25 protein-coding genes are annotated in these 25,736 nt (G+C 64.1%); 9 read left to right on the top strand and 16 right to left on the bottom strand.

Going from position 1 to position 25,736, the window contains the following annotated elements; translation table 11 throughout:
• Positions 1–5: 5 nt before the first annotated feature.
• A complete protein-coding gene (gene mutL, locus V6657_RS13250; protein WP_048935004.1) occupies positions 6–1,928 on the bottom strand; it encodes a DNA mismatch repair endonuclease MutL in 1,923 nt (640 codons plus the stop codon).
• A gap of 134 nt (positions 1,929–2,062) precedes the next feature.
• Here mutL and V6657_RS13245 point away from each other — a divergent pair, with 134 nt between their 5' ends.
• Positions 2,063–2,710: a VTT domain-containing protein gene (locus V6657_RS13245; protein WP_048935003.1), complete on the top strand. Its 648-nt coding sequence runs from the start codon at positions 2,063–2,065 to the stop codon at positions 2,708–2,710.
• Positions 2,711–2,713: 3 nt separating this feature from the next.
• On the opposite strand, the gene V6657_RS13240 is transcribed toward V6657_RS13245, so the two are convergent.
• Both V6657_RS13240 and murJ read right to left on the bottom strand, forming a co-directional pair.
• Positions 2,714–3,559 (bottom strand): SirB1 family protein, encoded by an 846-nt coding sequence (locus V6657_RS13240; RefSeq protein ID WP_048935002.1) that lies wholly within the window; start codon positions 3,557–3,559, stop codon positions 2,714–2,716.
• Positions 3,559–5,112, bottom strand: a complete 1,554-nt coding sequence (gene murJ, locus V6657_RS13235; protein WP_048935053.1) for a murein biosynthesis integral membrane protein MurJ — start codon at positions 5,110–5,112, stop codon at positions 3,559–3,561. Before murJ ends, V6657_RS13240 begins: the two co-directional genes overlap by 1 nt.
• Before the next feature lie 306 nt (positions 5,113–5,418).
• Between murJ and rpsT the strand changes: the two genes are divergently transcribed.
• Positions 5,419–5,688 carry a 30S ribosomal protein S20 gene (rpsT, locus tag V6657_RS13230; RefSeq protein WP_021195858.1) on the top strand — a complete coding sequence of 90 codons (270 nt, stop codon included), beginning with the start codon at positions 5,419–5,421 and terminating at the stop codon, positions 5,686–5,688.
• A 151-nt stretch (positions 5,689–5,839) separates the two neighbouring features.
• Here rpsT and V6657_RS13225 read toward each other — a convergent pair whose 3' ends face one another.
• On the bottom strand, positions 5,840–6,157 hold the full coding sequence (locus V6657_RS13225) for a DUF3579 domain-containing protein (protein WP_048935001.1): 318 nt from the start codon (positions 6,155–6,157) through the stop codon (positions 5,840–5,842).
• A 369-nt stretch (positions 6,158–6,526) separates the two neighbouring features.
• On the opposite strand from V6657_RS13225, the gene argF reads away from it, so the two are divergent.
• Entirely contained in the window at positions 6,527–7,453 is a 927-nt protein-coding gene (argF, locus tag V6657_RS13220; protein WP_048935000.1) for an ornithine carbamoyltransferase, read from the top strand.
• An 83-nt stretch (positions 7,454–7,536) separates the two neighbouring features.
• Here the strand turns inward: argF and argG are convergent, their stop codons facing one another.
• Positions 7,537–8,874, bottom strand: a complete 1,338-nt coding sequence (gene argG, locus V6657_RS13215) for an argininosuccinate synthase (protein WP_021195855.1) — start codon at positions 8,872–8,874, stop codon at positions 7,537–7,539.
• A 51-nt stretch (positions 8,875–8,925) separates the two neighbouring features.
• Entirely contained in the window at positions 8,926–9,243 is a 318-nt protein-coding gene (locus tag V6657_RS13210; protein ID WP_048934999.1) for a pyrimidine/purine nucleoside phosphorylase, read from the bottom strand.
• Positions 9,244–9,348: 105 nt separating this feature from the next.
• On the opposite strand from V6657_RS13210, the gene V6657_RS13205 reads away from it, so the two are divergent.
• Positions 9,349–10,398: a patatin-like phospholipase family protein gene (locus V6657_RS13205; protein WP_048934998.1), complete on the top strand. Its 1,050-nt coding sequence runs from the start codon at positions 9,349–9,351 to the stop codon at positions 10,396–10,398.
• Positions 10,399–10,402: 4 nt separating this feature from the next.
• Here V6657_RS13205 and murB read toward each other — a convergent pair whose 3' ends face one another.
• Entirely contained in the window at positions 10,403–11,431 is a 1,029-nt protein-coding gene (gene murB / locus V6657_RS13200; RefSeq protein WP_048934997.1) for a UDP-N-acetylmuramate dehydrogenase, read from the bottom strand.
• 106 nt (positions 11,432–11,537) lie between these two features.
• Here murB and V6657_RS13195 point away from each other — a divergent pair, with 106 nt between their 5' ends.
• Positions 11,538–12,023, top strand: coding sequence for a YajQ family cyclic di-GMP-binding protein (locus tag V6657_RS13195; protein WP_009241389.1), 486 nt, complete (start codon positions 11,538–11,540; stop codon positions 12,021–12,023).
• A gap of 60 nt (positions 12,024–12,083) precedes the next feature.
• Here the strand turns inward: V6657_RS13195 and aspA are convergent, their stop codons facing one another.
• A complete protein-coding gene (aspA, locus tag V6657_RS13190) occupies positions 12,084–13,490 on the bottom strand; it encodes an aspartate ammonia-lyase (RefSeq protein WP_048934996.1) in 1,407 nt (468 codons plus the stop codon).
• Positions 13,491–13,698: 208 nt separating this feature from the next.
• A complete protein-coding gene (locus V6657_RS13185; protein ID WP_048934995.1) occupies positions 13,699–16,092 on the bottom strand; it encodes an acylase in 2,394 nt (797 codons plus the stop codon).
• Between the two features lie 160 nt (positions 16,093–16,252).
• Here V6657_RS13185 and V6657_RS13180 point away from each other — a divergent pair, with 160 nt between their 5' ends.
• Positions 16,253–17,269 carry a helix-turn-helix domain-containing protein gene (locus V6657_RS13180; protein ID WP_048934994.1) on the top strand — a complete coding sequence of 339 codons (1,017 nt, stop codon included), beginning with the start codon at positions 16,253–16,255 and terminating at the stop codon, positions 17,267–17,269.
• Here the strand turns inward: V6657_RS13180 and plsY are convergent.
• The 6 genes from plsY to queG all read right to left on the bottom strand — a co-directional run bounded on the left by plsY (position 17,266) and on the right by queG (position 22,017).
• Positions 17,266–17,889: a glycerol-3-phosphate 1-O-acyltransferase PlsY gene (plsY, locus tag V6657_RS13175; protein ID WP_048934993.1), complete on the bottom strand. Its 624-nt coding sequence runs from the start codon at positions 17,887–17,889 to the stop codon at positions 17,266–17,268. The genes V6657_RS13180 and plsY overlap by 4 nt on opposite strands.
• A gap of 70 nt (positions 17,890–17,959) precedes the next feature.
• Complete coding sequence (gene ybaK, locus V6657_RS13170) at positions 17,960–18,451, bottom strand: Cys-tRNA(Pro) deacylase (RefSeq protein ID WP_048934992.1); 492 nt, start codon at positions 18,449–18,451, stop codon at positions 17,960–17,962.
• Between the two features lie 13 nt (positions 18,452–18,464).
• Positions 18,465–19,400, bottom strand: a complete 936-nt coding sequence (gene xerD, locus V6657_RS13165) for a site-specific tyrosine recombinase XerD (protein WP_048934991.1) — start codon at positions 19,398–19,400, stop codon at positions 18,465–18,467.
• Positions 19,397–19,873 (bottom strand): methylated-DNA--[protein]-cysteine S-methyltransferase, encoded by a 477-nt coding sequence (locus V6657_RS13160; RefSeq protein WP_048934990.1) that lies wholly within the window; start codon positions 19,871–19,873, stop codon positions 19,397–19,399. Before V6657_RS13160 ends, xerD begins: the two co-directional genes overlap by 4 nt.
• Before the next feature lie 74 nt (positions 19,874–19,947).
• Positions 19,948–20,610: a chalcone isomerase family protein gene (locus tag V6657_RS13155; RefSeq protein WP_048934989.1), complete on the bottom strand. Its 663-nt coding sequence runs from the start codon at positions 20,608–20,610 to the stop codon at positions 19,948–19,950.
• Positions 20,611–20,841: 231 nt separating this feature from the next.
• Positions 20,842–22,017 carry a tRNA epoxyqueuosine(34) reductase QueG gene (gene queG / locus V6657_RS13150; RefSeq protein WP_048934988.1) on the bottom strand — a complete coding sequence of 392 codons (1,176 nt, stop codon included), beginning with the start codon at positions 22,015–22,017 and terminating at the stop codon, positions 20,842–20,844.
• Between the two features lie 16 nt (positions 22,018–22,033).
• Here queG and tsaE point away from each other — a divergent pair, with 16 nt between their 5' ends.
• The 3 genes from tsaE to V6657_RS13135 are packed head-to-tail and all read left to right on the top strand — an operon-like array spanning position 22,034 to position 24,689.
• The gene (gene tsaE, locus V6657_RS13145; RefSeq protein WP_048934987.1) at positions 22,034–22,612 is read left to right on the top strand and encodes a tRNA (adenosine(37)-N6)-threonylcarbamoyltransferase complex ATPase subunit type 1 TsaE; all 579 of its coding nucleotides are present in this window, start codon (positions 22,034–22,036) and stop codon (positions 22,610–22,612) included.
• The gene (locus V6657_RS13140; RefSeq protein ID WP_048934986.1) at positions 22,606–24,153 is read left to right on the top strand and encodes an N-acetylmuramoyl-L-alanine amidase; all 1,548 of its coding nucleotides are present in this window, start codon (positions 22,606–22,608) and stop codon (positions 24,151–24,153) included. Before tsaE ends, V6657_RS13140 begins: the two co-directional genes overlap by 7 nt.
• Positions 24,153–24,689 (top strand): GNAT family N-acetyltransferase, encoded by a 537-nt coding sequence (locus V6657_RS13135; protein WP_048934985.1) that lies wholly within the window; start codon positions 24,153–24,155, stop codon positions 24,687–24,689. The genes V6657_RS13140 and V6657_RS13135 overlap by 1 nt, the downstream gene beginning before the upstream one ends.
• On the opposite strand, the gene V6657_RS13130 is transcribed toward V6657_RS13135, so the two are convergent.
• Entirely contained in the window at positions 24,690–25,709 is a 1,020-nt protein-coding gene (locus V6657_RS13130; protein WP_048934984.1) for a bile acid:sodium symporter family protein, read from the bottom strand.
• Between the last annotated feature and the right edge of the window lie 27 nt (positions 25,710–25,736).

Here is a 25,736-nt window from a genome sequence, read left to right as displayed (position 1 = left end):
CAAACTCACTGGCCACGCAGGAACAGGCGGTCCAGGTCAGCCACAGTGAGCTGGATCCACGTCGGGCGACCGTGGTTGCATTGGTCGGCGCGTTCGGTGGCTTCCATCTGGCGCAGCAGCGCGTTCATTTCGTCGATGTTCAGACGGCGGTTGGCGCGCACGGCGGAATGGCAAGCGAGCGTGGCGAGCAGTTCGTTCTGGCGCTCGGCCAGCACACGCGAGCCGCCGTAGGCCTGCAGATCGCGCAATACGTCGCGGGCGAGCGCCTGTGCGTCGGCCTTTTGCAGCAGTGTCGGTACAGAACGCACCGCCAGTGTGGTGGGTGATACAGCGGAGATGTCGAAGCCCAGCAGCGTGAGCGTGTCGCGGAACTCCTCGGCGGTGCCAATTTCCACCGGGCTTGCAGCAAACGTGACGGGAATCAGCAGCGGCTGCACCTCGACGCGCTTGGCTTCCAGGGCAGTCTTGAGCTGTTCGTAGAGGATGCGCTCGTGCGCGGCGTGCATGTCGACCAGCACCATGCCGCGCGTGTTCTGCGCCAGCACGTAGATGCCATGCAGTTGGGCGACCGCGAAGCCGAGCGGGTGAGCATCGTCATCGGATTCCGTTTCTGCGCTCGGAGCTGCAGGCGCGGAAATGGGCGCCTCGGCGGTTGCGGTGCTGCCGTCGAACAGCGTTGCAGCGCTTGGCACGTCCGCCATCCACGCCGGGCGGCTCGACGGCATTGGCGTGCTGTCCCCACGCATCATCGACAGGTATTCCGCACGCGGTTGCGCAATGCCGAGCGACGTTTGCCGCGCAGCCATCTGGTTGATCCAGCGCGTCGTGTTGTCGGCGGGCGAAGGCGTGGCCGCAATGCCCGGTGCATCCGCGATGTCAGTGCGCAGGCTGTCGCCCTGTTCGCCCGCGTGGCGTGACAGCGCGCGCTGAATTGCGTGATAGACGAACTGGTGCACCGCTCGGCTGTCGCGAAAGCGCACCTCGATCTTGGACGGATGCACGTTCACGTCCACGGCTTCGGGCGGCAGCTCCAGGCACAACACATAGGCGGGGAAGCGGTCGCCGTGCAGCACGTCTTCGTAAGCGCTGCGCACGGCGTGGGTGAGCAGGCGGTCGCGCACGAAGCGGCCGTTGACGTAGAAGAACTGGTGGTCCGCCCGGCCGCGCGAGGCGGTCGGCAGGCCGGCAAAGCCGAAGATGCGTAGCTCGCCGGCTTGCTCTTCGAACGGCAGGCGCGCACGGGCGAAGTCTGTACCGAGCACAGCCGCCGTACGACTGTCGGCCTGCGTGGCATTCCAGTGCTCCAACGGCTTGCCGTTGTGATGCACGGAGATGGCCACATCGGGCCGTGCGAGCGCGGTGCGGCGGATCACTTCCATGCAATGACCCAGCTCGGTTTGCTCGGTCTTCAGGAATTTGCGGCGTGCGGGCGTGTTGAAGTACAGGTGCTGCACATCGACCGTGGTGCCGACGCCGCCTGAAGCCGGCTGCGCGCGCCCCGTTTGCGCGACGATTTGCGTGGCGTGCGCGTCATTGGCCGTGCGTGAGGTGAGCGTCAATTCCGCCACTGAGGCAATCGAGGCCAGCGCTTCGCCGCGAAACCCTAGCGTCGCCACCGATTCCAGCTCTTCCAGCGAGCCGATCTTGCTGGTCGCATGCCGCATCAGCGCAACGGGCAGTTCGCCCGCCGGAATGCCGCCGCCGTTGTCGGTAATGGCGATGCGCCGCACGCCACCTTCTTCCAGCTTGATCTGGAGCTGCGTTGCACCGGCATCCAGCGCGTTTTCCAGCAGTTCCTTGACCACGGAGGCCGGCCGCTCGACCACCTCACCGGCCGCGATCTGGCTGATCAGCTGATCGGGAAGCGGGCGGATGGGGCGGCGGGCGGGGGCGGCGGCGAGGGTGACGGAATCAGGGGCGGAATTCATCGCAGCATTATAAATGTCACACCTTGTGCAGCGTACGGACGCAAGCCCCGATGCCCCCACCAAGGGCTAGGGGAAATCTAAGTCGCATCCGGTATCATTCCCCGCTCGCTTAGGGGGATGGTTTGGATATCGTGATGCAATTGGTCGACATCGTGCTGCATGTCGACAAATCGTTGGGCCTGCTCATTCAGCAGTACGGCGCGTGGGTGTATGTGCTGCTGTTTGCCATTGTGTTTGCCGAGACCGGCCTGGTGGTGCTGCCCTTCCTGCCGGGCGATACGCTCCTCTTCATTGCCGGCGCCATGTGCGCGACCGGCCAGATGGATGCCTGGCTGCTGATCGTGCTGCTGGTGATTGCCGCCACAACAGGCAACACCGTCAACTACTTCGTTGGCTCATGGATCGGCCCCAAGGTGTTTGACGGTCACATCCGCTTCCTCGACCACGAAGCGCTGATGAAGACGCACGGCTTCTATGAGCGCCACGGCGGCAAGACGCTGGTGATGGCGCGCTTCATTCCGGTGGTGCGGACGTTCGCGCCGTTCGTGGCCGGCGTGTCGAAGATGACGTTTGCCAAATTCCAGCTCTTCAACATGATCGGCGCCGTGCTGTGGGTCGGTCTGCTGGTGGCTTCAGGCGTGTTCTTCGGCAATCTGCCGATGGTGCGTGACCATCTGAACACCATCGTGCTCATCGGCCTGGGCGCGGCGATTGTACCGCTGATGCTGGGCGGGCTGTGGAAGCTGCTCAAGCGCCGTCGCGGCGCGGTGGTGCAGAAGTAAGCGTTAGTTGAGGTTCTTGCTCATGGCGCGCAGCGTTGGCATGCGCTCCTTGAGCTTGGCCGTATCGGCCGCGTCGGGCCGGGCGTCCACGTAGGCTTCCAGGTCTTCTAGCGCGGGCCGGAAGCATTCCAGGTTGGCGTAGGCCAGCCCCCTGTCGCGCACTTCTTCAATCGAATCCGGCAGCAGAATCACCAGCCGCTGCTGCACCGCCAGCAAGCGCTGCCAGCGCGATTCCTGCAGATAGATCGCCTTCAGATTGCGCAGCAGGCGCGCGATGATCTCCCGGTGCGTCGCCACCTGCAGGAACACCCCGAGCGGCACCGAGTTCGGGTCTTCGATGCCTTCCTTTTCCAGGTACGGGTCGAGCATGTCCTGCAGTTCTTCCTTCGACAGCGTTTGCCCCGTCAGCGGATCGAGCACGACTTCGCCGGCAGGAATGCTCATCCGCACCAGGAAGTGATTCGGGAAGGACACGCCTTTGAGCGGCAGGCCGATCTGCTGGCCGATCTCCATCAGCAGCACCGCCAATGAAATCGGGATGCCGCGCCGGCTCTGCAGCACGGCGTTCAGGTAGGAGTTCTCGGGGTCGTAGTAATCGTTGGCGTTGGGCCCGAAGCCCAGCTCGCGGTAGAAGAACTGATTGAGCAGGCGCAAGCGCTGGATGGCCGGCGTGCCCTCGGCCACGCGGTTCTTGATCCGCGCGACCAGCACGTCGATGGCTGCCAGCTCCGCCTGCAGGTCCAGGTCCGGATACGCGTCCTGTGCGATGGACAGGGCGGTTTCGGTGAGGGGAATGCTGTCGTCGTCCGCGACCAGGGCCGAAAAATAATCGAGGACTTTGGTGGTCATCAGATCGCCTTCTTTCTGAACGTGGAGAACTTCAAACCGGTTAGCCACAGTGTACCGAAATACACCACCGCGCACAGGACCAGGCTTGCCCCCAGCAAGGCGATGCGCACGAGCGGCTTGCCCCCCAATCCCACCCAATCAAAATTGTGTGCGAGCCAGAGTAGCAGGCCGGCCAGCAGCAGCACGGCCGACGTCACCTGGGCCAGGAACAGCCCCCAGCCCGGCAGCGGGTGGTAGTAGCCGCGGCGGCGCAGTCCGAAGAACAGCAGCGCCGCATTGATGGTCGCACCAAAGCTGATGGACAGCGCCAGGCCGGCATGGCCGAACACCGGCACAAAGACGTAGTTGGAGAGCTGCGTGACCGCCAGCACCACCAGCGCGATCTTCACCGGCGTGCGGATGTCCTGCCGCGCATAGAAGCCCGGCGCCAGGATCTTGATGACGATCAGGCCGACCAGCCCGACGCCGTAGGACGTCAGTGCCTGACGCGTCATCTCGACGTCCATGCCCGTGAATTTGCCGTAGTGGAACAGCGTGGCCGTGAGCGGCGCCCCGAAGACGAACAGCCCCACCGCCGATGGCAGTGCCAGCAGCACCGTCAGCCGCAGGCCCCAGTCGAGCAGGGAGGAATACTCTTCACGGTGATCTTCTGCGCTGGCCTTGGACAGGCTCGGCAGCAGGATCGTCCCCAGCGCCACGCCCAGCAGCGCGGTCGGGAACTCCATCAGCCGGTCTGCGTAGTTCAGCCAGGACACGCTGCCCGCCGGCAGGCGCGACGCGATGTTGGTATTGATGATGAGACTGATCTGCGCCACCGACACCGACAGTGTGGCCGGCAGCATTTGCTTGAGCACGCGCCGCACGCCCGGATGGTGCCACGCCGCCCGCACGTTGAACGACACGCGCGGCAACATCCCCACTTTGCGCAGCGACGGAACCTGGATCGCCAACTGCAGGATGCCGCCCACCATCACCGCATAGGCCTGCGCATAGATGGGCGTCTCAAGAAACGGCGCTACGAACACCGCCGCCACGATGAACGACAGGTTCAGCAGTACCGGCGTGAAGGCGGGCACGGCAAACTGCCGCCACGTATTCAGAATGCCCGAGGCCAGCGCCACCAGGGACACCAGGCCGATGTACGGAAACATCACCCGCGTCATGAAGATCGCCGAGATATAGGCCTGGCTCTCGTGTTCCTTGAAGCCCGTCGCCACGGCGGTGACGATCAACGGCGCGCCGATCACGCCCAGCGCCGAGATGATCACCAGGAACCACGTCATCACCGTGGCCACAGAATCGACCAGCGCGCGCGTTTCATGCTCACCCTGGCGGTTCTTGAATTCCCCCAGAATCGGCACGAAAGCTTGCGAGAACGCCCCCTCGGCCGAGAGCCGGCGCAGCAGATTGGGGATGCGGAAGGCGACGTTGAAGGCGTCGGTGTAGACCGAGGCGCCAAAGGCACGGGCGATCAGCGTTTCGCGGATGAGCCCGGTGATGCGCGAGAGCATCGTCAGGCCGCTGATCGTGGCGAGGGTTTTGAGGAGATTCAAGATGAATGCGTGGTTGGGCGCCGTCCGGGAGGCAAACACGGCGATGGCGGTCTGACCGGCTGCGCCATGCGGGGTTCGCGCCTGACGTGACGGAAGGGCGCAATTGCGGCCGTATTATAGGGACCGCCTCGCCATGCGCTCAAAAGTGCCGCAAAAGCCGCAATCTGCTGTCATTCGGGCGATTTCACAACACGGTTTGCATTGGATGGGGAAGTCTGCGTATAATCACCGTCTTTCACCAATTTGCGCGCTTCGGCCTTCCGTGTCTCCCGGGGCGCTTGCTACCGTTTCTTCAGGGAATTTTCCATGGCAAACACCGCACAAGCACGCAAGCGCGCACGCCAAGCCGTCGTTCAAAACGCTCACAACTCGGCACTGCGCTCGCGTCTGCGCACCGCTATCAAGACCGTCCGCAAGGCCGTGGCTGGTGGCGACAAGGCAGCTGCAGCTGCTGCATTCAAGACCGCTCAAAGCACGATCGACAGCATCGCTGACAAGAAGATCGTCCACAAGAACAAGGCTGCACGCGCAAAGTCGCGTCTGTCCGCTGCCATCAAGGCAATGGCTGCTGCCTAAGTTCGGGTGATGCCGGCCTAGCCGGCATGGCGTGACGGCAGTTGCGTTGCGCGCCAGCAGTACTGGCAATAAAAAAAGCTTGTCTTCGGACAGGCTTTTTGCTTTGCTGCGCTAGAAAGAGCGCCCGGCACGCAGTAGTGCCGGCGATGCTTCAGGCCGGCGTGCCTTCGTCGGGCAGGATGCAGGCTTCGACCAACTGCAGGTTGTTGTCGTGCGCGAAGTTCAGTACGAAGTCCAGCGCCTTGGGTTCGATCTCGCGCAGGCGCTCGTCGACGAAGACGCTCTTGATGCCGCCCGACATGACGGGGCGCACGAAAGGGGAGTAGGTCAGGCGGGGGTCCCCAGTATCACCGGCGGGGCGGAACTGCGCCATCACGCCGCACAGCCGATCGGCCCAGTCGCTCGGGCGGAAGGTCTTTCCGTCACGGGTGACGCCCTGGATAAAGAATTGGCGAGGGTAGGCTGCCATGGACTGCGTGGGGCTTGTGGAGATTTGCAAACGGCTTCGACCGCGCGGGTGCCGCAACGTTCGAACGGGGTGCACTTGTGGTGCGGATGATGCGCTTGCTCGGTTGCCGATTCATGAACCAGGCGAACCGGCTTGTCGTGCCGGTTTGCGGACGATCGAGGCATCCGAGGCAGCCAGTATTATATCTTATATAAGACTTTCATCGGCCTTTCACCCGCGCCAGTATGGTAACGCGAGCCGCCCGGCGGGAACTCGCCAAACTGACAGCGATCCCGTATGATGGTTTGAATCTTCACCAGACAAGGCGGCTAGGGCGACGTGCCACGGGATCTTTCCGGTGCGTCATCTGCGGGCCGCCTTCGTTGTTTTATGAACCCACCAAGCTCGATCAAGCACTACCTGCAGTTCAAGGACTTTTCGCTGGAAGAGTACGAATACCTGCTGGACCGTTCCGCGATCCTCAAGGCCAAGTTCAAGAACTACGAGACGTGGCACCCGCTGCACGACCGCACGCTGGCCATGATCTTCGAGAAGAATTCCACGCGTACGCGCCTGTCTTTCGAGGCTGGTATCCACCAGCTCGGCGGCCATGCGGTCTTCCTGAACACGCGCGATTCCCAACTGGGGCGCGGTGAACCAATCGAAGACGCTGCGCAGGTCATCTCCCGCATGACCGACATCATCATGATCCGCACCTTCGGGCAGGAGATCATCGAGCGCTTTGCCGCGCATTCGCGCGTGCCGGTCATCAACGGGCTGACCAACGAATACCACCCGTGCCAAGTGCTGGCCGACATCTTCACCTTCATCGAGCAGCGCGGCCCGATCAAGGGCAAGACCGTCACGTGGGTGGGCGACGCCAATAACATGGCGTACACGTGGATTCAGGCGGCTGAGATCCTCGGCTTCCGCTTCCATTTCTCCGCCCCGAAGGGCTATCAGCTGGATCCGGCCATGGTGGCCGATTCCGCTCGCCCGTTCGTGCACGTGTTTGAAAGCCCGCTCGAGGCTTGCGACGGTGCCCATCTGGTGACCACCGACGTGTGGACCAGCATGGGTTATGAGGCTGAGAACGAAGCGCGCAAGAAAGCCTTCGGCGACTGGATGGTCACCGAGGCGATGATGCAGCGTGCGCAACCCGATGCCCTGTTCATGCACTGCCTGCCGGCACACCGCGGCGAGGAAGTCGAAGCCGCCGTCATCGACGGCAAGCAGAGCGTGGTGTGGGACGAGGCGGAAAACCGCCTGCACGTGCAGAAGGCACTGATGGAATACCTGCTCTGCGGGCGCTACTAAGCCGCTACTGAGCTGAAGCCATAGAAAAAGGCCGCTCCGATTGACGTCGGAGCGGCCTTTTTTTGCCTTGAATCGGCGGGCTGTTACTTCTTGCCGCCGTCCAGCTGGGGCAGTGCGTTGCTGGTGCCCAGCGACAGCAGGCCAGCCTTCGAGTAGATGGCCAGCTTGTCGCGCGTGTCCATCAGGTCCAGGTTGCGCATGGTCAGTTGGCCGATGCGGTCCGCCGGGCTGAACGGCGCATCTTCCACCTTCTCCATCGACAGGCGCTCGGGCGCGTACGTCAGGTTGGCCGACTCGGTATTCAGGATCGAGTAGTCGTTGCCGCGGCGCAGTTCCAGCGTCACGGTGCCGGTCACGGCGCGGGCCACCCAGCGCTGGGCGGTTTCGCGCAGCATGATGGCTTGCGGGTCGAACCAGCGGCCCTGGTACAGCAGACGGCCCAGGCGCAGGCCGTTGATGCGGTACTGCTCGATGGTGTCTTCGTTGTGGATACCGGTGACCAGGCGCTCGTAGGCGATGTGCAGCAGCGCCATGCCCGGGGCTTCGTAGATGCCGCGGCTCTTGGCTTCGATGATGCGGTTCTCGATCTGGTCGCTCATGCCCAGGCCGTGACGGCCGCCGATGCGGTTCAGCTCCAGGAACATCTCGACCGGATCAGCGATTTCCTTGCCGTTGACGGCGACCGGGCGGCCTTCGTCAAACGTGACCGACACTTCTTCGGCCTTCACTTCGACTTCCGGCTTCCAGAACGCCACGCCCATGATCGGGTTGACGATGCGGATGCCGCTGTTCAGGTGCTCCAGATCCTTGGCCTCGTGCGTGGCGCCCAGCATGTTGCTGTCGGTCGAGTAGGCCTTTTCGGCGCTCATCTTGTAGCCGAAGCCTTCCTTCGTCATGAAGGCGGACATTTCAGCGCGGCCGCCCAGCTCGTCGATGAAGGTCTGATCCAGCCACGGCTTGTAGATCTTCAGCGCCGGGTTGGTCAGCAGGCCGTAGCGGTAGAAGCGCTCGATGTCGTTGCCCTTGAAGGTCGAGCCGTCGCCCCAGATGTTGACGTCGTCTTCCTTCATGGCGGCGACCAGCATGGTGCCGGTGACGGCGCGGCCCAGCGGCGTGGTGTTGAAGTACGTGATGCCGCCGGTGCTGATGTGGAAGGCGCCGGCCTGGATGGCGGCAATGCCTTCATTGGCCAGCTGCGGGCGGCAGTCGATCAGGCGAGCTTTCTCTGCACCGTACTCCATGGCCTTGCGCGGGATGGCATCGTAGTCTTCCTCGTCGGGCTGGCCCAGGTTGGCGGTGTAGGCATAGGGCAGCGCGCCCTTGTTCTTCATCCAGCGCAGGGCTGCGCTGGTGTCGAGGCCGCCGGAGAAGGCAATGCCGACCTTCTGGCCGACGGGAACGTGTTGCAGGATGGTTTCCATAGTCTTTCTCTTCAAATGATCGCCACTGGTGCCTGATTTGGCGGCTGACTGTTAGGCGTAGTGGCAGATGTAGTGATACGCCTCGGTCACGCGGATATCGAACTTCGAGTTCGCCGGAACGTGGAAGCTTTCACCGGCGGTGGAGGTTTTCCATTCGTCGGGGCCGTCGAGCTTGTATTCACACGAACCACCCACGCATTCCATGATCTCGGCCGCAGCCGTGCCGAACGTCAGCGTGGCCGGCAACACCACGCCCACGGACTTCTTGGTGCCGTCGGGCAGGGTAAAGCTGTGGCTGACGCACTTTCCGTCAAAGTACACATTGGCCTTGGTGGTCAGGCGGACGCCGTCAAAGGTTTCGGTGGTCATGGAGTAAAGGCGGAACGCAAAAAGCGGTGGTCTAGGGTCGAATCCGCCATTTTAGGGCATGATCCGGCCAGCGCCACGGGGGCGCCTGAATCTGGGGGAAAAAGCATGCGGAAGCCGGACGGCAAGCACATCAACCTCGCGCTCCAGGGCGGCGGCGCGCACGGCGCGTTCACATGGGGTGTGCTCGACGCGCTGCTCGAAGACGGACGCTTGTCATACGAGGGCATTACCGGCACCAGCGCCGGTTCGATGAACGCGGTGGTGATGCTCGACGGCCTGCTGGAAGGCGGCCCTGAGCGGGCACGCGAGAAGCTGCATGCGTTCTGGTTGGCGGTGTCGACGGCTGGCTCGCCGCTGTCTGCCATGGGCGAGAACGCCAAGACGCTGTTCTCCGGCAAGCCGCTGTTTCCCGATAGCTGGCCGGTGACGGACTGGATGCGCCTATGGGATAACTGGATCAGCGCCACGGCCCAGGGCGCCCACTACAACCCGCTGCGCGATTTGCTTGCCCAGCACGTCGATTTCGACCGGCTGCGCGCCTGCGAAAGCACCAAGCTCTTCCTGGCCGCCACCGACGTCAATACCGGCAACGTGCGCGTGTTCAACACGCCCGAGATCGACGCCGAAACTGTGCTCGCCTCCGCTTGCCTGCCGTACCTGTACCCGGCCATCGAGATCCACCGCCACCACTATTGGGACGGCGGTTACATGGGCAACCCAGTGCTGTTTCCGTTTTTCTACGAGACCAAGACGCAGGACATCCTGCTCGTGCACGTGAACCCGATCGTGCGCAAGGAGGTGCCCGACCAGCCGCACGAGGTGATGGAGCGCCTGAACGAGATCACGTTCAACGCGTCGTTGCTGCGCGAGATGCGCGCCATCGCCTTCGTGCAGAAGCTGATTGCCGAGGATTGGCTCAAGCCCGAATACCGCGATCGCCTGAAGTACATCTACCTGCACGCGATCCGCGCCGATAAGCCGTTGGGCGATTTGTCCTCATCGACCAAGCTGGTGACGGACTGGAGCTTCCTGACCATGCTCAAGGAGCGCGGCCGGCACGAAGGCAAGGCGTGGCTGCGCAAGCATTTCGACGATGTCGGCAAGCAGGGCACCGTCGATATCCAGAAGGAATACCTGCGCGGCCAGGAGATTTAAGCGATCAGATGACGACGGGTTCCGGTTCGATGCGTACGCCAAAGCGCGCATGGACCGCATCCTGGATTTCGCGCGCCAGCGTCATGAGTTGCACGGCGCTGCCGCCGCCACGGTGCACCAGCACTAGCGCCTGCTTTTCATACACGCCCACCGCGCCGCTCTGACGGCCCTTGAAGCCGCACTGGTCGATTAGCCAGCCGGCGGCCAGCTTGTAGGTGCCTTCTGGCTGCACATAACCCACAAGGTTCGGGAAGCGCTCCACCAGTGCATCGCGCGTGGCGGCATCGACGATGGGGTTCTTGAAGAAGCTGCCCGCGTTGCCGATCTCGGCCGGGTCGGGCAGCTTGCGGCGGCGGATGGCGACCACCGCGTTAAAGATGTCCTGCGCCGTGGGGTTGGCGATGTTCTGCGCCGTCAGCTCCCGGGCGAGTTCTGCGTAGTGCGTGTCGGGCTGCCAGTCGACGGGCAGCGCGAATGTCACCTCGGTGATGATGTAGCGATCGGCGCCGGCGCGCTTGAAGAGGCTGTCGCGGTAGCCAAAGGCGCAATCGGCGGCGTCAAGTGTGACGAACTCGCCGGCATGGCGGTCGTAGGCGCGCAGCGAGTGGAAGCGGTCTTTGATCTCGACGCCGTATGCGCCGATGTTCTGGATGGGGGCTGCGCCCACCGTGCCCGGAATCAGCGCGAGATTTTCCAGTCCAGGCAAGCCATTGGCGACGGTGTGTGCGACCAGGCCGTGCCACGACTCACCGCCGCCTGCGGTAACGGTGTGGACTTCGCGACCATCGATCGTCGCCCGGCCGGTGGTGATGCCAGGAATCTCCATCAGCAGCACCAGACCGTCAAAGTCACGCGTGAGCACGACGTTGCTGCCGCCGCCCAGCACCAGCACGGGCAGACCCTGCACGCGCGGGTCGGCCAGCGCGGCGGGAATGTCTTTCGGCGTGCGCACATGGGCGGCATAGCGGGCGGTGGCCTCAAAACGGAACGTATTGTGCTGGCCTAGGGGATAATGCGAGTCGAGCAACGCCATGGCGCGAGTGCGGCTGGAAAAGCTGGAATTATAAGAGCCATGGCACGGGCGGCCCCGAATGATTGCCGCCGCAGGAAACCGAATTCAAGTCTGCAAGGAGAATACGATGCCGTCGTTTGACGTGGTATGCGAAGCCAACATGGTGGAAGTGAAGAACGCCGTGGAACAGGCCAACAAAGAGATTTCGACGCGATTCGACTTCAAGGGGTCGGACTCGCGCGTCGAGCACAAGGAGCAAGAGCTGACGTTGTTTGCCGATGACGATTTCAAGATCGGCCAGGTCAACGACGTGCTGATGAACAAGCTCGCCAAGCGCAACGTCGACGTACGCTTCCTGGACTACCAGGACAAGCAGAAGATCGGCGGCGACAAGATGAAGCAGGTCGTCAAGATCAAGAAGGGCGTGTCGGGCGACCTGGCCAAGAAGATCGTCAAAACGATCAAGGACAGCAAGATCAAGGTCCAGGCCAGCATCCAGGGCGACGCGGTGCGCGTGACCGGCGCCAAGCGCGATGACCTGCAAAGCGTGATCGCCATGCTGCGCAAGGACGTGAGCGATACCCCGCTGGATTTCAACAACTTCCGCGACTGATCTGAGTCGCTTCCAGCAAAACGCCCCGAATGTCCGGGGCGTTTTTGTTTGCTACGCGGGTTAACCTGCCGCCACCGCGCGCGGCTGCGTCAGCATCTCGGGCTGCAGAATCTCATCCAGCGCTTCCTGACTGAGCAGGCGCTTGTCCAGCACGAGCTGATACACGCTGGCGCCGCTCACCAATGCTTCCTGCGCGATGGCCGTGGCGTTGGTGTAGCCGATGTGCGGGTTCAGCGCCGTGACGATGCCGATCGAGCGCTCCACGTTGTCGCGCAGGTGGTCGACGTTGGCGGTGATGCCGTTGACGCACTTGTCGGCCAGCGTCAGGCAGCCATTGCGCAGATGCACCAGGCTCTTGAACAGGCTGTGCGCAATGACGGGCTCGAAGGCGTTGAGCTGAAGCTGCCCAGCCTCGGCGGCAAAGGTGATGGTGACATCGTTGCCGATCACCTCGTAGGCGATCTGGTTGACCACTTCCGGAATCACCGGATTCACCTTGCCCGGCATGATGCTGGAGCCGGCCTGCATGGGCGGCAGGTTGATCTCGCCCATACCGGCGCGCGGGCCGCTGGAGAGCAGGCGCAAGTCGTTGCACGTTTTCGACAGCTTGGCCGCCATGCGCTTGAGCACGCCAGAGATGTGCATGAACGCGCCCACGTCAGGCGTTGCCGCCACCAGATCCTGCGCAGTGATCAGCGGGATGCCGGTGATCTGCGCCAGATGCTTGCGCGCGGCCTCTGCGTAATCCGGGTGCGTGTTGATGCCGGTGCCGATGGCCGTGGCGCCTAGGTTGATTTCGCGGATGGTCGACAGCGCTTCGAGCAACCGCGCCTGATCTTCGGCCAAGCCGACTGCGTAGCTGCCGAACTCCTGGCCCAGCGTCATCGGCACGGCGTCTTGCAGTTGCGTGCGGCCCATCTTCAGCACGCTGCGGAATTCGTTGGCCTTGCGCTCGAACGACGCACGCAGCACGCTCATCGCTTCCACCAGTTCCAGCACGAGATCGTGCGTGGCGATGTGCAGCGCCGTCGGATAGTCGTCGTTGGTGCTTTGGCTCATGTTCACGTGCTCGTTGGGGTGCAGGTGCTCATACGCGCCGCGTGCGTGGCCGAGCTGTTCGAGCGCGAGGTTGGCAATGACCTCGTTGGCGTTCATGTTGGTGGAGGTGCCGGCACCGCCCTGGATGACGTCGACGACAAAGTGCTCGTGCGCGACGCCGGCCTGTACCTGCTTGCATGCGGCGACGATGGCGTCTGCGCGCGTCTTGTCCAATAGACCGAGTTCGTGATTGGCGAGTGCTGCAGCAGCCTTGACGCTGGCCAGCGCGTTGATCAATTGCGGATAGACCGAAATGGGCGTGCCGGTAATCGGAAAGTTCTCCAGCGCGCGCAGCGTGTGGACGCCGTAGTACTTGTCGTTGGGGATGTCGCGGTCGCCGAGCAGGTCGTGTTCTATGCGAGTGGCCATGGCTGGGTGTCTCTCTCAATGGGTTGTTGTGCGCCGAATGCACCAAAAGAAACGGCCCGCGATGAACGCGGGCCAGCTCGGGTGATACCGGAAATGCGCGGCGCCTTCTGTGAACAACTGGCAAGAGTGGTTCAGGCAGGCGGAATCGTCCTGATGCGCGGCAAAAGGACGCGTCCCCGCGTTGCACGGGGACGACGCACGCGCTGCGTTACTGCGACAGCTTGGTCACCTTCAGCGCAGGGTCCGCTGCAATGGAGGCCTCCGAGAACGGCAGCCGATTCCAGCGCTTGGCCGAGAACTCACGCATCTGGTCAAACGCATGCGGCGAAGCCGGGTCACTCGACTCGCCATAGGTGAGCAGCGCATCGGCCACCGGCCCCTGGTCGTCGAACGTGACGGTCTGGATGTAGCTGGTGCCGAAATACACCTGCAGCCCCTTTGGTCCGATCGGCGTGCTTTGCAGCTTGTTGAGCACGCCTTCGTACTCCTCGCCGCCGTGCAGGGCGATATCGCCGCCCGGTGCGTGGGCTGCCTGCACGGTGCCCAGCGGGGCATCCAGCGCAAAGCCCGCGGTGCGCACTGCGCCCACAGCGTCCTTGAGCGCCTTGAACACAGCCGTGCGTACGGTGGCATCGCTCACGCGCAGGCCGCGCGGCGTGTAGATCGGGTCGGCCGGATTGAAGTCGACCGCGTAGACGTGCGGGATGTCCTTGGCGCGCATCCAGAACTCGCGGAAGAGGTGGCCGGCGCGGGCGTCGGCATTGCTCGTGAGGTTCCATTGCGCGAGGGCAGCGCAACCGTCGCGCACATCGGCATCGAAGTTGCCACTACCGGCCTTGCACGCGGCCAGCAGATCGTCGCGCACGAGGTGGCCGGCGAGGTTGGCATCGCGGAAGATCATCGCCTGCAGGTTCGGCAGGTTGACCTTGTTGCCGGGCAGGCCATCGGTGCCATTCAGGCGGCGTTCGATCTCGATGATGCCGATGCGGGTGCGCAGGCGCTGCGGCACGTCGGTCGAGCCCATCACGGGTGAGAAGCCGGTCAGCTTCTGCGCCGGGTTGGTCAGCCACGAACTGTCGTTGCTGTTGGCGACGTAGTCATCGCGCTCCAGCACCGGCATGCGCGCAGGCGCCACCAGCCCCGGCACGGGCGATGCCGGATCAACCTGCCAGTCGCACGCGCTGCGCGAGCCGTCGAGCAGCACCAGCCCCACGCCTTTGAACAGCTTGTCAGCCAGCGGCGACGGCGCGCAGCGCTTGAGCGCATCGGCGGAAACATCCGGCGTAGTCGACACATCGGCAAACAGCGCGCGGCCATTGCGGTCGGTGGCAATCGTGTTGACCCAGGGGATGCCGAGGTTGCCGATGGCTTGGCGGATGCCCGCCACGTCCTTCGCCTGCGCGATGTGCAGCCACGTGTCGATCGAGCGTGTGTTATTGCGGTTGGCGTCGCGCAGCGTGTAGGCCTTCTGCGAGGTCCACGGCATGCCGCCGGCAGGCATCGACAGGACCGGGCCGTACACGGTGTCGTAGAAGGTGTGCGTGCGGCGCTCGATGCGACCGTCGGGCAGCTTCACGTCAAACGCCACGGTGCGCGTGGTCATCTTGTGCGGCTTGCCGTCGATCAGGTACGTGGTCGGGTCGCCCTCGGCCAGCTTGAGTTCGAACAGCGTGAAGCGGCGGCCGGTGGAGACAGTGTGCGTCCACGCCACGTCCTTGTTGAAGCCGATGCTGACGACGGGGAAGGCGGCAATCGATGCGCCCATCACGTCCAGCTTGCCGGGCACCGTCAGGTGCACCTGGTAGAAGCGGTTGGTGGTCGTCCACGGGAAGTGCGGGTTGCCGAGCAGCACGCCGCGGCCGTTGTCGGTGGCGGCCTTGCCGAAGGCCCAGCCGTTCGAGCCGATCGGCATGTCGCGCAATTGCAGGTCGCGGTCGAGCGCGGCGGTGTCGACGGCATGCGGCGGAATGACGGCAGACGCCGGTGCACCGCCTGGCGGTTGCGCTGCCACGATGCCCTGCAGCATGGCGCCCGCGCTGGCTTGAATGGACTTCTCTTCGCCCATGCGCATCATGTCGGCCAGTGTGAGCGGGCGCACCCAGGCGGCGTTGCGGCAGGCGGCGGGGCGGTCGGCGGCCGGCGTGTCTTTCAGATAGCGGTTGTAGCCGGCGAGGTAGCCGCGCAGCAGTTCGCGCGCTTCGGGCGACATCTGCGCATAGCCCGCGCGCAGGCCGGCTTCGTCGAAGGCGCCCTTGAAGAAAGCATCGGATTGCGTGTTCGGAATCGGCTTGAACGATACGGTGACGGTGCCGTCCGGCCCAAAGGTCTTCGAGCGCTCGCCGTTGACGGTGACGACCTGATCGGCCAGCAGGCAGACGTTGTCCTGCGCATAGGCGTAGGCCATGCCGAAGCCAAGGCTCGCGTAATCATTGGCGCGCACGTGCGGAATGCCGAAGCGGGTGCGGCTGATCTCGGCCGAGAAGCCGGTGTCCGAGGGCGTGGCCCAGCCGCTGTCGGCGGTGCTTGCGCAGCCGGCCAGCGCCGCAAGGGCGGCCATGGCCAACGTGCTGCGCAGTGCGGATTCCTGCATGAATCGGTGCATCGTGCGTTGTCTCCTGATGTCGGTGTCGTTATGGGCGGCTGTGTCTGTGCGCAACCACCGTCGCATCCTCAATCGGACAGGTCTGATCCGAAAGAGGTATTCCCGCCAAAGATGGGGTTAATCCCGCCACGTAGATGGCTGACCACGCCTATACTTCGGCATGCCCAATATCGATCTGTTGACCTTTCCCGACGCTGGTTTTTCCACCCTGTCAACGGCTGCCGACACGCTCGGCGTGGCCAATGCGCTGGCGTCGATGCAGGCCGGCAAGCGCGCCAATGCCGCCAAGGCCCCGGTGTTTGGCTGGCGCCTCGTCGCGCGGGATCGGGCACGCTGGCAGGCAGCTGCGAAGACGCTAGCCTGCCGCTGTGACGCGTTGCCGGAAGACGACGCGGAGCTCGGTGATGCGCTGATTGTGCCGCCCGTGCATTTCGACCATATCGGCACGCTGGAGCAGCGTCTGGCGCTACTGGAAGTGGAGCGCGCCACGATCCGCCGATATCTGCAGGCGGGGCGTCTTGTCGCCTCGCCTTTTACGGGCGTCGCAATGCTGGCCGATGTGCTGCCCGCCGGCCAACGGCTGACGGTGACATGGCTGATTGCCGGTTGGGTGCAGGGCAATTTCCCCCATTTGAAGGTGGTGCCGGCGCAGGCGATCGTGAGCAGCGGCAATGTGGTCACCGCACGGGCGATGGAGCACGGCGTTGCGCTCATGCACCGCGTGCTCGGGCGGCTGGCCGATGCGCGGCTTGCGCGCACGCTGGGCAATACGGTGCTCGATCAGCCGTCACGTGGGGAGGCCATCGGCATCTGGCTGCGCAGCAAGCCGGCCATCCGCGACAGCGTGGTGCTGCGTGCGCGGCGCTACCTGCAGCAGCATCTGCATGAACCGTTTGACTTGGGAAAACTCGCGGACGCCGCCTCCACCAGCGAGCGGACGCTGTTGCGGCATTTCACGAAAACCGTGGGGACGTCGCCGCTGCAATTGCTGCACCGGCTGCGCGTAGAGCGCGCGTGTCACCTGTTGGAAGTCAGCACGCTGAGCCTGACAACGATTGCCGAGCAGTGCGGCTATCAGGATATGTCCGCCTTCCGGCGGTTGATCCGGCGGCACACGGGGCGGCCGCCAGGAGAACATCGGCGCGCGCATTCGGTGCGCGCCGAGTTGCGCAACTAGGCGGCTTTCTTTTTCTCGCCGATGCGGCTTTCCTTGCCGGCGAGCAGCTTGGCGATATTGGCGCGGTGGCGCGCGATCAGCAGTACGGCCATCAGCGCAACCGCACCGGCAATCCAGTCGAAGCCGAACATCAGCACATAGAAAAACGGCGCGAACACGGCCGACACCAGCGCCGCCAGCGACGAATAGCGGAAGAAAACCGCGATGATGAGCCAGGTGGCCAGCGTCGCCAGCCCCAGCCACACGTTGATCGCCAGCAGGATGCCGGCCGCAGTGGCCACGCCCTTGCCGCCGGCAAAGCGGTGGAACACCGGATACAGGTGGCCCAGGAACACGGCGATTACGACCAGCGCAATGCCAACCTCATCGACGCCAAAGCGCGGTGCCAGCAGTAGCGCGAGCCACACCGCCAGCCAGCCCTTGGCCGCATCGCCCAGCAACGTGAGGATGGCCGCCTTCTTGTTGCCCGAGCGCAGCACGTTGGTGGCGCCGGGGTTGCCCGAGCCGTAGGTGCGCGGGTCGGCCAAGCCCATGACGCGGCTCACTACCACGGCAAACGAGACGGAGCCGATCAGGTAGGCGGCTACGGCAAAAAGGACGGTTGCGACGACTGGGGACATAAGGGTTCTGAGAAATCAGGCTGCGGGATTGTAGCGTGGCCGCAAGCGTGCCCCAGCCACCGCGTTCGTTTCAATCGGGGTTTGCACAGTTGACGGGCTGCGCGTTCAGCACCGTGGTCAGCACGCCGGGCGCGATGCTCACCAGAAAGCCGCGCCGCCCGCCGTTGATATAGATGCGCTCCAGCTCCAGCACGCTCGCTTCCACATACACCGGCATCGCCTTGCGCACGCCAAACGGCGACGTACCGCCGACGAGGTAACCGCTATGTCGCTGCGCCACCTCGGGCTTGCACGGCTGCACGCTCTTGCGCCCGGTCTGGCGCGCGAGGTTCTTGGTGGAGACCGAGCAATCGCCATGCATCAGCACGATCAGCGGCTTGGCGTGCTCGTCTTCCATTACCAGCGTCTTGACGACGGCGTGCTCATCCACGCCAAGCTGGCGCGACGATTCAGTCGTGCCGCCCTTGTCGACATAGTCGTAGGTGTGTTCGGTAAAGGCGACGCCGTGTGCCTTGAGGAACTGCGTGGCGGGCGTTTCGGAAACGTGTTTGGACTTGCTCATCAGGGTCGAGAAACTATCCGCGTGGATGGTGTTGCGCGTGCAGCGTGCGCAGCCGCTCGCGCGCGACGTGGGTGTAGATCTGCGTGGTGGAAATATCTGCGTGGCCGAGCAGCATCTGCACCACGCGCAGATCCGCACCGTGGTTGAGCAGGTGCGTGGCGAACGCGTGGCGCAGCGTGTGCGGGGAGAGTGGTGCGTGAATGTCCGCGCGCAACGCATAGCGCTTGATGATGTGCCAGAACGCCTGGCGCGTCATGCCTTCGCCACGTGCGGTGACGAACAGCGCATCGGCAGTCCGCTCACCGAGGAGTGTTGTACGGCCATCACGCAGATAGCGCCGCAGCCAGTCGCCGGCCTCGGCACCAAACGGCACCAGCCGGTCCTTGCCGCCTTTGCCGCCGATCACGCGCACCACCCCTTCGTTCAGGCCGACTTCCACCGTCTTCAACGCGACGATTTCCGACACGCGCAGGCCGCTCGCATACATCAGCTCGATCATGGCGCGGTCACGCAGGCCGAGCGGCGTGTCGACATCGGGCGCATTGATGAGCGCCTCAACCTGTGCTTCGGACAGCGTCTTCGGATAGCGCGGCGGTTGCTTGGCCGTTGGCAGCAGGCGCGATGGATCGGTGGTCACCACGTGCTCGCGCAATGCCCATACGAAGAACCGCTTGAACACCGTGCGACGTCGGTTGGCCGTGGAGGCGCGGCTCTCGGCATGGCGTGCGGCAAAGTAGTCGGCCAGGTCGCCGTCTTCGGTTTCGGCGATGGATTTGCTGCGCTCGGCCAGCCAGTGCGCGTAAAGCGTCAGGTCGCGCCGGTACGCATCGAGCGTGTTGCGCGCGAGGCCGTCTTCCAGCCAGAGCGCATCGCAGAAACGTTGGATGGCATCGGCACTCTGCGGGGGCAGGGCCGTGGTTTCGGCGTCTTTTGGTGCAGCTTTTCTCATATCAGCATCACGCCTTCATGGCGCAGCAGCCAGTGCTTGATGTTCAGCAGGTAGCCATCCGTGTGGTGCGAGAACCCGCCGATGCCCGACGCGCTCACCACGCGGTGGCATGGGATCAGGATCGGGAACCAGTTGTCGCCGCATGCCTGGCCCACCGCGCGCGGCACGCTGCCGATCTGCTTGGCGATGGTGCCGTAGGTGATCACGCTGCCGCAGGGGATCGCGCTGATGGCGTTCCACACGCGGCGCTGGAAATCCGTGCCGGCAGGCGCAAGCGGCACATCGAAGGCGGCGTTGGGGTTGCCGTAGTACGCGTCGAGCTGGCGCGCCAGTTTGCGGATCAGCGCATGGCTGGAGTCGACCGTGGGCGTGCTCTCCGGCAGATAGGTGAGTTCACGCAGAGAGCCGTCGGCCACACGCACGCCCAGCTTGCCGAAGGGCGCTGCGAGAACGGCATCGAAAGGGGATGGCATGACGGAGTCCGGCGCGGAAAAGCGATCCCGCGAATCTAGCACGTCGCTAGGTGACGCAACGCGGCGCGGAATCGTCAGCTTCCGAGCAGCCCGCTTTTCAGATCCCGGTCGACCGGGTTGTTGCCGATGAAGATGCTGAGCACGGCCTGGTAGAAATCTTCGCCGGGGATGGGCTTGCCGCGCGCCACACCGTTGATGCTGACCGTGGTGCCCGCGTCGGGCGTGTAGTCGAAGTTGATGGTGTCGCCACGACGGGTGGAGCCGATCTGGCGCATGGCGTCTTCCAGCTGCGTCAGGCGATCGGACAGCCGCTGCAGTTGAATCTCGGTCTGGTTGTGGTGGATGCCGTCATTCAGTGCGCGGATGAAGGTGTCGGCTCCCACATCACGCAGCGGGTGGATCTGCAGCCGCTTCGGCCCCTTCATGGCCAGGATCAGCGCCGCGTTCTTGGCGCGCTCGGGCAGATACAGGCCCGCCACATAGCCCTTGATGACGAACACCGAGCGCAGCCCCGTGCCGTTGAGCGGCAGCTCGCGGCCGGCCAGGCGTGCAGCGTCGTCAAAGTGCACGCCCTCGATGTCCACCGTCGCCCAGGCCGGCAGCGTGCAGGCGGCCAGCAGTGCGGTGCCTGCAATGCCGTGGCGCCATGCACGTCGAACCATGGACATGCGATTGGATGCACGGACACGCACTTCAAAACGCAATGCGCGGCGGAGGAAAAACAGGGCGGAGAACATCGAAAACACGCGGTTTTTTGTGAGGCTCTATTTTTGCAATTTTCTATTTCAAAACCATTGGTGTCTGCCCTGATTCGCAACCGTTTGCTTGCCGCTAGATATAAGGCCCGGCTTCATCTGGCGTTAACCACGGTTTCTTCTATTTGTGCTAGATGTGAATTGTCTTGTTTTTAAAACAATATCCGCCCCTGATTCCAATAGGGGATTAAAGCGCCGGAGTTTGAATTGCCGTCAGACTGCCAGTGCCCAGACGACGTGCTCGCGTACGAGTTCCGAGGGGTGATCAGCCCGCGCGTGCAACGCAGCCCGCAATTGCGCACGCGATGCCTCCGGCAACGGCCCACGCAGCGCGTTGCCCAGCGCCACCGCAATGTTGCGCAGCCAGCGCTCATGGCCGATGCGCCGGATCGGGCTGCCTTCTAGGCGCTGGTTGAATTCGCTTTCCGTCCAACCGAACAGGTCGACCAGCGTTGCCGCATCCAATCCATTGCGCACGTCAAAATCGGGCAGGTTGGCCGGCACCGCAAACTTGTTCCACGGGCAGATGAGCTGGCAATCGTCGCAGCCGTAGACGCGGTTGCCCATCGCCTCGCGCAGCTCGACGGGGATGCTGCCCTTGTGCTCGATGGTCAGGTACGAGATGCAGCGGCGGGCGTCCACCGTGTATGGGGCAACGATCGCCTGCGTGGGGCAGACGTCAATGCAGCGCGTGCAGTTGCCGCAGTGGGGCTCGACCGGTGGGTCGATCGGCAGCGGCAAGTCGATCAGGATCTCGCCGAGGAAGAACATCGAGCCGGCATCGCGATCGAGCAGCAGCGTGTGCTTGCCGCGCCAGCCCAGGCCGCCGTTGCTGGCCAGCGCCACTTCGAGCACCGGTGCGGAATCCGTGAACACACGAAAGCCATACGGCCCGACCGCGCCGGCAATCTTCTCGGCGAGCTTCTGCAGGCGCTGGCGCAGCACCTTGTGGTAGTCCCGGCCGCGTGCGTAGAGCGAGATGGTGGCGTCTTGGGGGCGGCGCATGCGGTCCCATTCGATGGTGCGCCAGTCGCTGCCTGCTACTTGCTGATCCGGGTGCGCATGGGTGTCATGTGGCAGATACGGCATCCGTGCGACCACGGCGCGTACCGTTCCGGCAACAAGTTCGGCGGGACGTGCACGGAGCAATCCATGGTTCGCCATATAATCCATGTCACCGTGAAACCCCTGCGCAAGCCACGTCTGGAGCCCTTCTTCAGCGTGCGATAGGTCGACGCTGGCGATGCGGATGGCATCGAAGCCGAGCTCAGCGCCCCAGGTGCGGATCTGCGCAACCAGCGCAGCGACATCTGCCGCATCGGTAGGCAGGCGCGTATCGAGGTTCGTTTCGAGCGCTGCTTTGGGCGCTGGCGTGGGGGTCGCGGACATGCCTAAATTGTACGCAATGCCTACTGTGCCCCCTGTTGATACTCCCGCTGGTCTGAACTCACCGCTTGCCGAGCGCACCGTGCCGCTCGTCGACGAGGCGGCCACGTCGGCCTTCGGGGCGGCGCTCGCTCAGGCCGTGCTGGCGCTGGGTCCGCGGCCCGTGCAGGTGCAGCTCTCGGGGGATCTGGGCGCGGGCAAGACCACGCTTTCGCGGGCCATTTTGCGTGGCCTGGGACACACCGGGCGCGTGCGCAGCCCCACCTATACGCTGGTCGAGCCATACGATGTTGCAGGAACCACCGGCACGCAGAAGGTCTATCACTTCGACCTGTACCGCTTCGCCGACCCGGAAGAATGGACCGACGCCGGCTTTCGCGATTGCTTTGCCGAACCCGCACTGTGCCTGGTCGAATGGCCCGAGAAGGCACAGGCGCTGCTCGGTACGCCCGACCTGCATGTCGCTTTGGCCGTCGATGTTGTGCACGAAACCTACGATGACGGCGTTGAACATGCACCGCGCCTGGCCCGTCTGAGTGCTCGCACGCAGACCGGCCTTCAACTCCTACAGTCGTTGCAACCTCTGCCCCCATGCTGATCAAGCATCTGCCGACCGATCAACCGGACGATCCCACCCTGCCGAGCCAGGCCCGCAGGCAATGGCTCACACGCATCGCCAAGGCCGGTGCGGGGACCGTCATCCTCAGCCTGGCCGGCACGCAGATCGCACGTGGCGCCAACATCGTGGCGGTGCGCGTGTGGCCGGCGGAGGACTACACGCGCGTGACCATCGAATCCGACGTCGCGCTCAAGGCCACGCACCAGCTCATCAAGGATCCGGATCGCCTGATGGTCGACGTCGAGGGGCTGGACCTGAATCCGACCCTGCGCGAACTGGTCGCCAAGATCACGCCGAACGATCCGTACATCCGCCAGGTGCGCGTGGGCCAGAACCGGCCCAGCGTGGTGCGCCTGGTGTTTGACCTGAAGGAGAGCGTCAACCCGCAGGTCTTTACGCTGCTGCCGATTGCCGGTTATCGCAACCGGCTGGTGTTCGATCTGTACCCGACCAATCCGCCCGATCCGCTGATGCAGCTCGTGCAGGCGACCGAAAGCAAGCAGGAGCGCTTTGCCGCCTCGGGCGGCACGCCGATGCCGCCGTCATCGTCTTCGGCGGACGACGATGACCCGATCGCCGCATTGGCTCGCCGCGAGAGCAGTGGCTCCGCCACGCCGGCATTGCCGCCGGCCAATGACTCGCGCCCGACGATTGCCAGCCGTACGCCGCCGGTCAAGACGCCGCCCGTGAAACCCGCGACGCCGCCATCGACGCTGGCCAATGCGCCGCCACCGTCGTCATCCTTGCCGCCGCTGGAGATCGTGCCCGAGCAGCCCGTGCCGCGTGCACCGGCAGGCGGCACGCGCATGCGCCGTCTGCTGACCGTTGCCATCGACCCCGGCCACGGCGGCGAAGACCCGGGCGCCACTGGTGCTGCCGGTACGCATGAGAAAGACGTGGTGCTGTCGATTGCCCGCATGCTCAAGGCCAAGATCGACGCCCAGCCCAACATGCGCGCCATGATGACGCGCGATTCCGACTACTTTGTCCCGTTGGGCGTGCGCGTGCAGAAGGCACGACGCGTGCAGGCCGACCTGTTCGTCTCCATCCACGCCGATGCATTTGTCACGCCGGAAGCGCGTGGGGCGTCCGTGTTTGCGTTGTCCGACCGTGGCGCCTCCAGCGCGCAAGCCAAGTGGCTCGCCAACAAGGAGAATGCCGCGGACATGATCGGCGGCGCCAACCTGGGCTCGAAGGACGCACAGGTCACGCGTGTGCTGCTGGATCTCTCAACCACCGCGCAGATCAGCGACAGCATGAAGGTCGGCCGTGCCGTGCTGGAGCAGATTGGCGGCATCAACCGCCTGCACAAGGGGGCTGTGGAGCAGGCCGGGTTTGCAGTGCTCAAGGCGCCGGATATTCCATCGATCCTGGTTGAGACCGCCTTCATCTCCAATCCGGAAGAAGAGGCCAAACTCAACGATCTGGGCCATCAGAACCAGCTGGCCGACGCGATCCTGCGCGGCATCCGCGCGTACTTCGCCAAGAACCCGCCGCTGTCGCACAACCCGGGCGTCTGATGGCTGCAGTTGTTTTTCGCCAAGGCAGCATGGCCGATGCGGACGCCATCGCCAGCATCCACACGCAGAGCTGGCAGAGCGCGTATCGCGGGCAGGGCATCCTCTCGGATGCCTACCTCGATGGCGCGGCGCAGGCCGACATGCAGGCGAAGTGGCATGCGCGCATGACGGCACCTGTGGCCGGTCAGCACGTCTGGTGTGCCGATCTCGACGGCCAGACCATCGGATTCCTTTGCGCACTGCTGCATGACGACGCGCCGTGGGGCGCGCTCGTCGACAACCTCCACCTACTGCCTGCCGCACGTGGCCACGGTGTCGGCAAGCGCCTGATGGGCGAGGCTACCCGTTGGGCTGCGGCCCAAGGTGTCGCGCAACTGCATCTGCTGGTGTACGAGGCGAACACCGCCGCAATCGGCTTCTACGAAGCCCTGGGCGGTGTGCTGGTCAGCCGCGATTGGCTGGAGACGGCCGATGGTGGGCATGCCTGGGTGCACACCTACCACTGGCCGGAAACGACGGGCTTGATGACCCTGTGATTACGCCGGACGGCTGGCCGGCGCGCCAGTGCTGGCTTCGGCGCGTGCCATGCGATCCGCATACTTGCGCGCCAGTGCCGAGCATACGATCAACTGCAACTGGTGGTAGATCATGGTCGGCAGCACGATCAGGCCGAGGGCGGGGTTGCCCGCAAACAGGATCTTCGCCATCGGAATGCCGTTGGCTAGGCTTTTCTTGGAGCCGCAGAACACCGCGGTAATTTCATCGGCCAGACCAAAGCCTGAACGCCGCGAGAGCCACGTCGTCGCGCCCAGCACGACAAACAGCAGCGCACCGCTCATGATCGCCACGGCCACGATCGTTTCCCACGGATACTTCGACCACACGCCCGCGTGCGTCGAGTCAGCAAACGAGTTGAACACGATCAGCAGGATCACCACGCGATCCACCTTGTTGATGATCGCCTTGTACTTGGTGATGAGTCCGCCAATCACCGGGCGCAGCAACTGACCGAGCACGAACGGCAACAGCAGTTGTTCGGCCACGCCCAGCAGCGCTTTGCCCACCGACAGTTCTGCGCCCGATGCCTGGATCACGAAGCTCATCAGCAGCGGCGTGGCAATCATGCCGATCAGGCCGGAGATGGTGGCGTTGAAGATCGCGGCCGGCACGTTGCCCTTGGCCATTGCCGTCATCGCCACGGACGACGACACGGTAGACGGTAGCGCGCACAGGTAGAACACGCCCAGCAGCAGCTCGGCCGGGATGAACGGCTTGCACACAAACAGGATCACCGCGCCAATCAGCGGGAACAGGATGAACGTGCAGCTCTGCACAAACAGGTGCAGGCGCCAGTTACGCGCGCCTTCAACGATCTTCTCGCGCGAGAGCGCCGCGCCGTGCAGGAAGAACACCAGCGACACGCCGACGATGGTGACCACATCCAGATGCAACGGGCCATCGCTGGCACCCAGGGCGGGGAAGAACAAGGCCAGCGCAACCATGACCAGCATGGCCTGGATGAATCCATCAATACGAGACAACAGCGGAATCTTCATGTGCGTGCACCATCACCATTGCGTGAC

It is taken from the genome of Ralstonia sp. RRA, assembly GCF_037023145.1.
Taxonomy (GTDB): Bacteria; Pseudomonadota; Gammaproteobacteria; order Burkholderiales; family Burkholderiaceae; genus Ralstonia.
The sequence above is the reverse complement of the archived record's forward strand: the minus strand, read 5'-3'. Positions and strand labels throughout refer to the sequence as shown.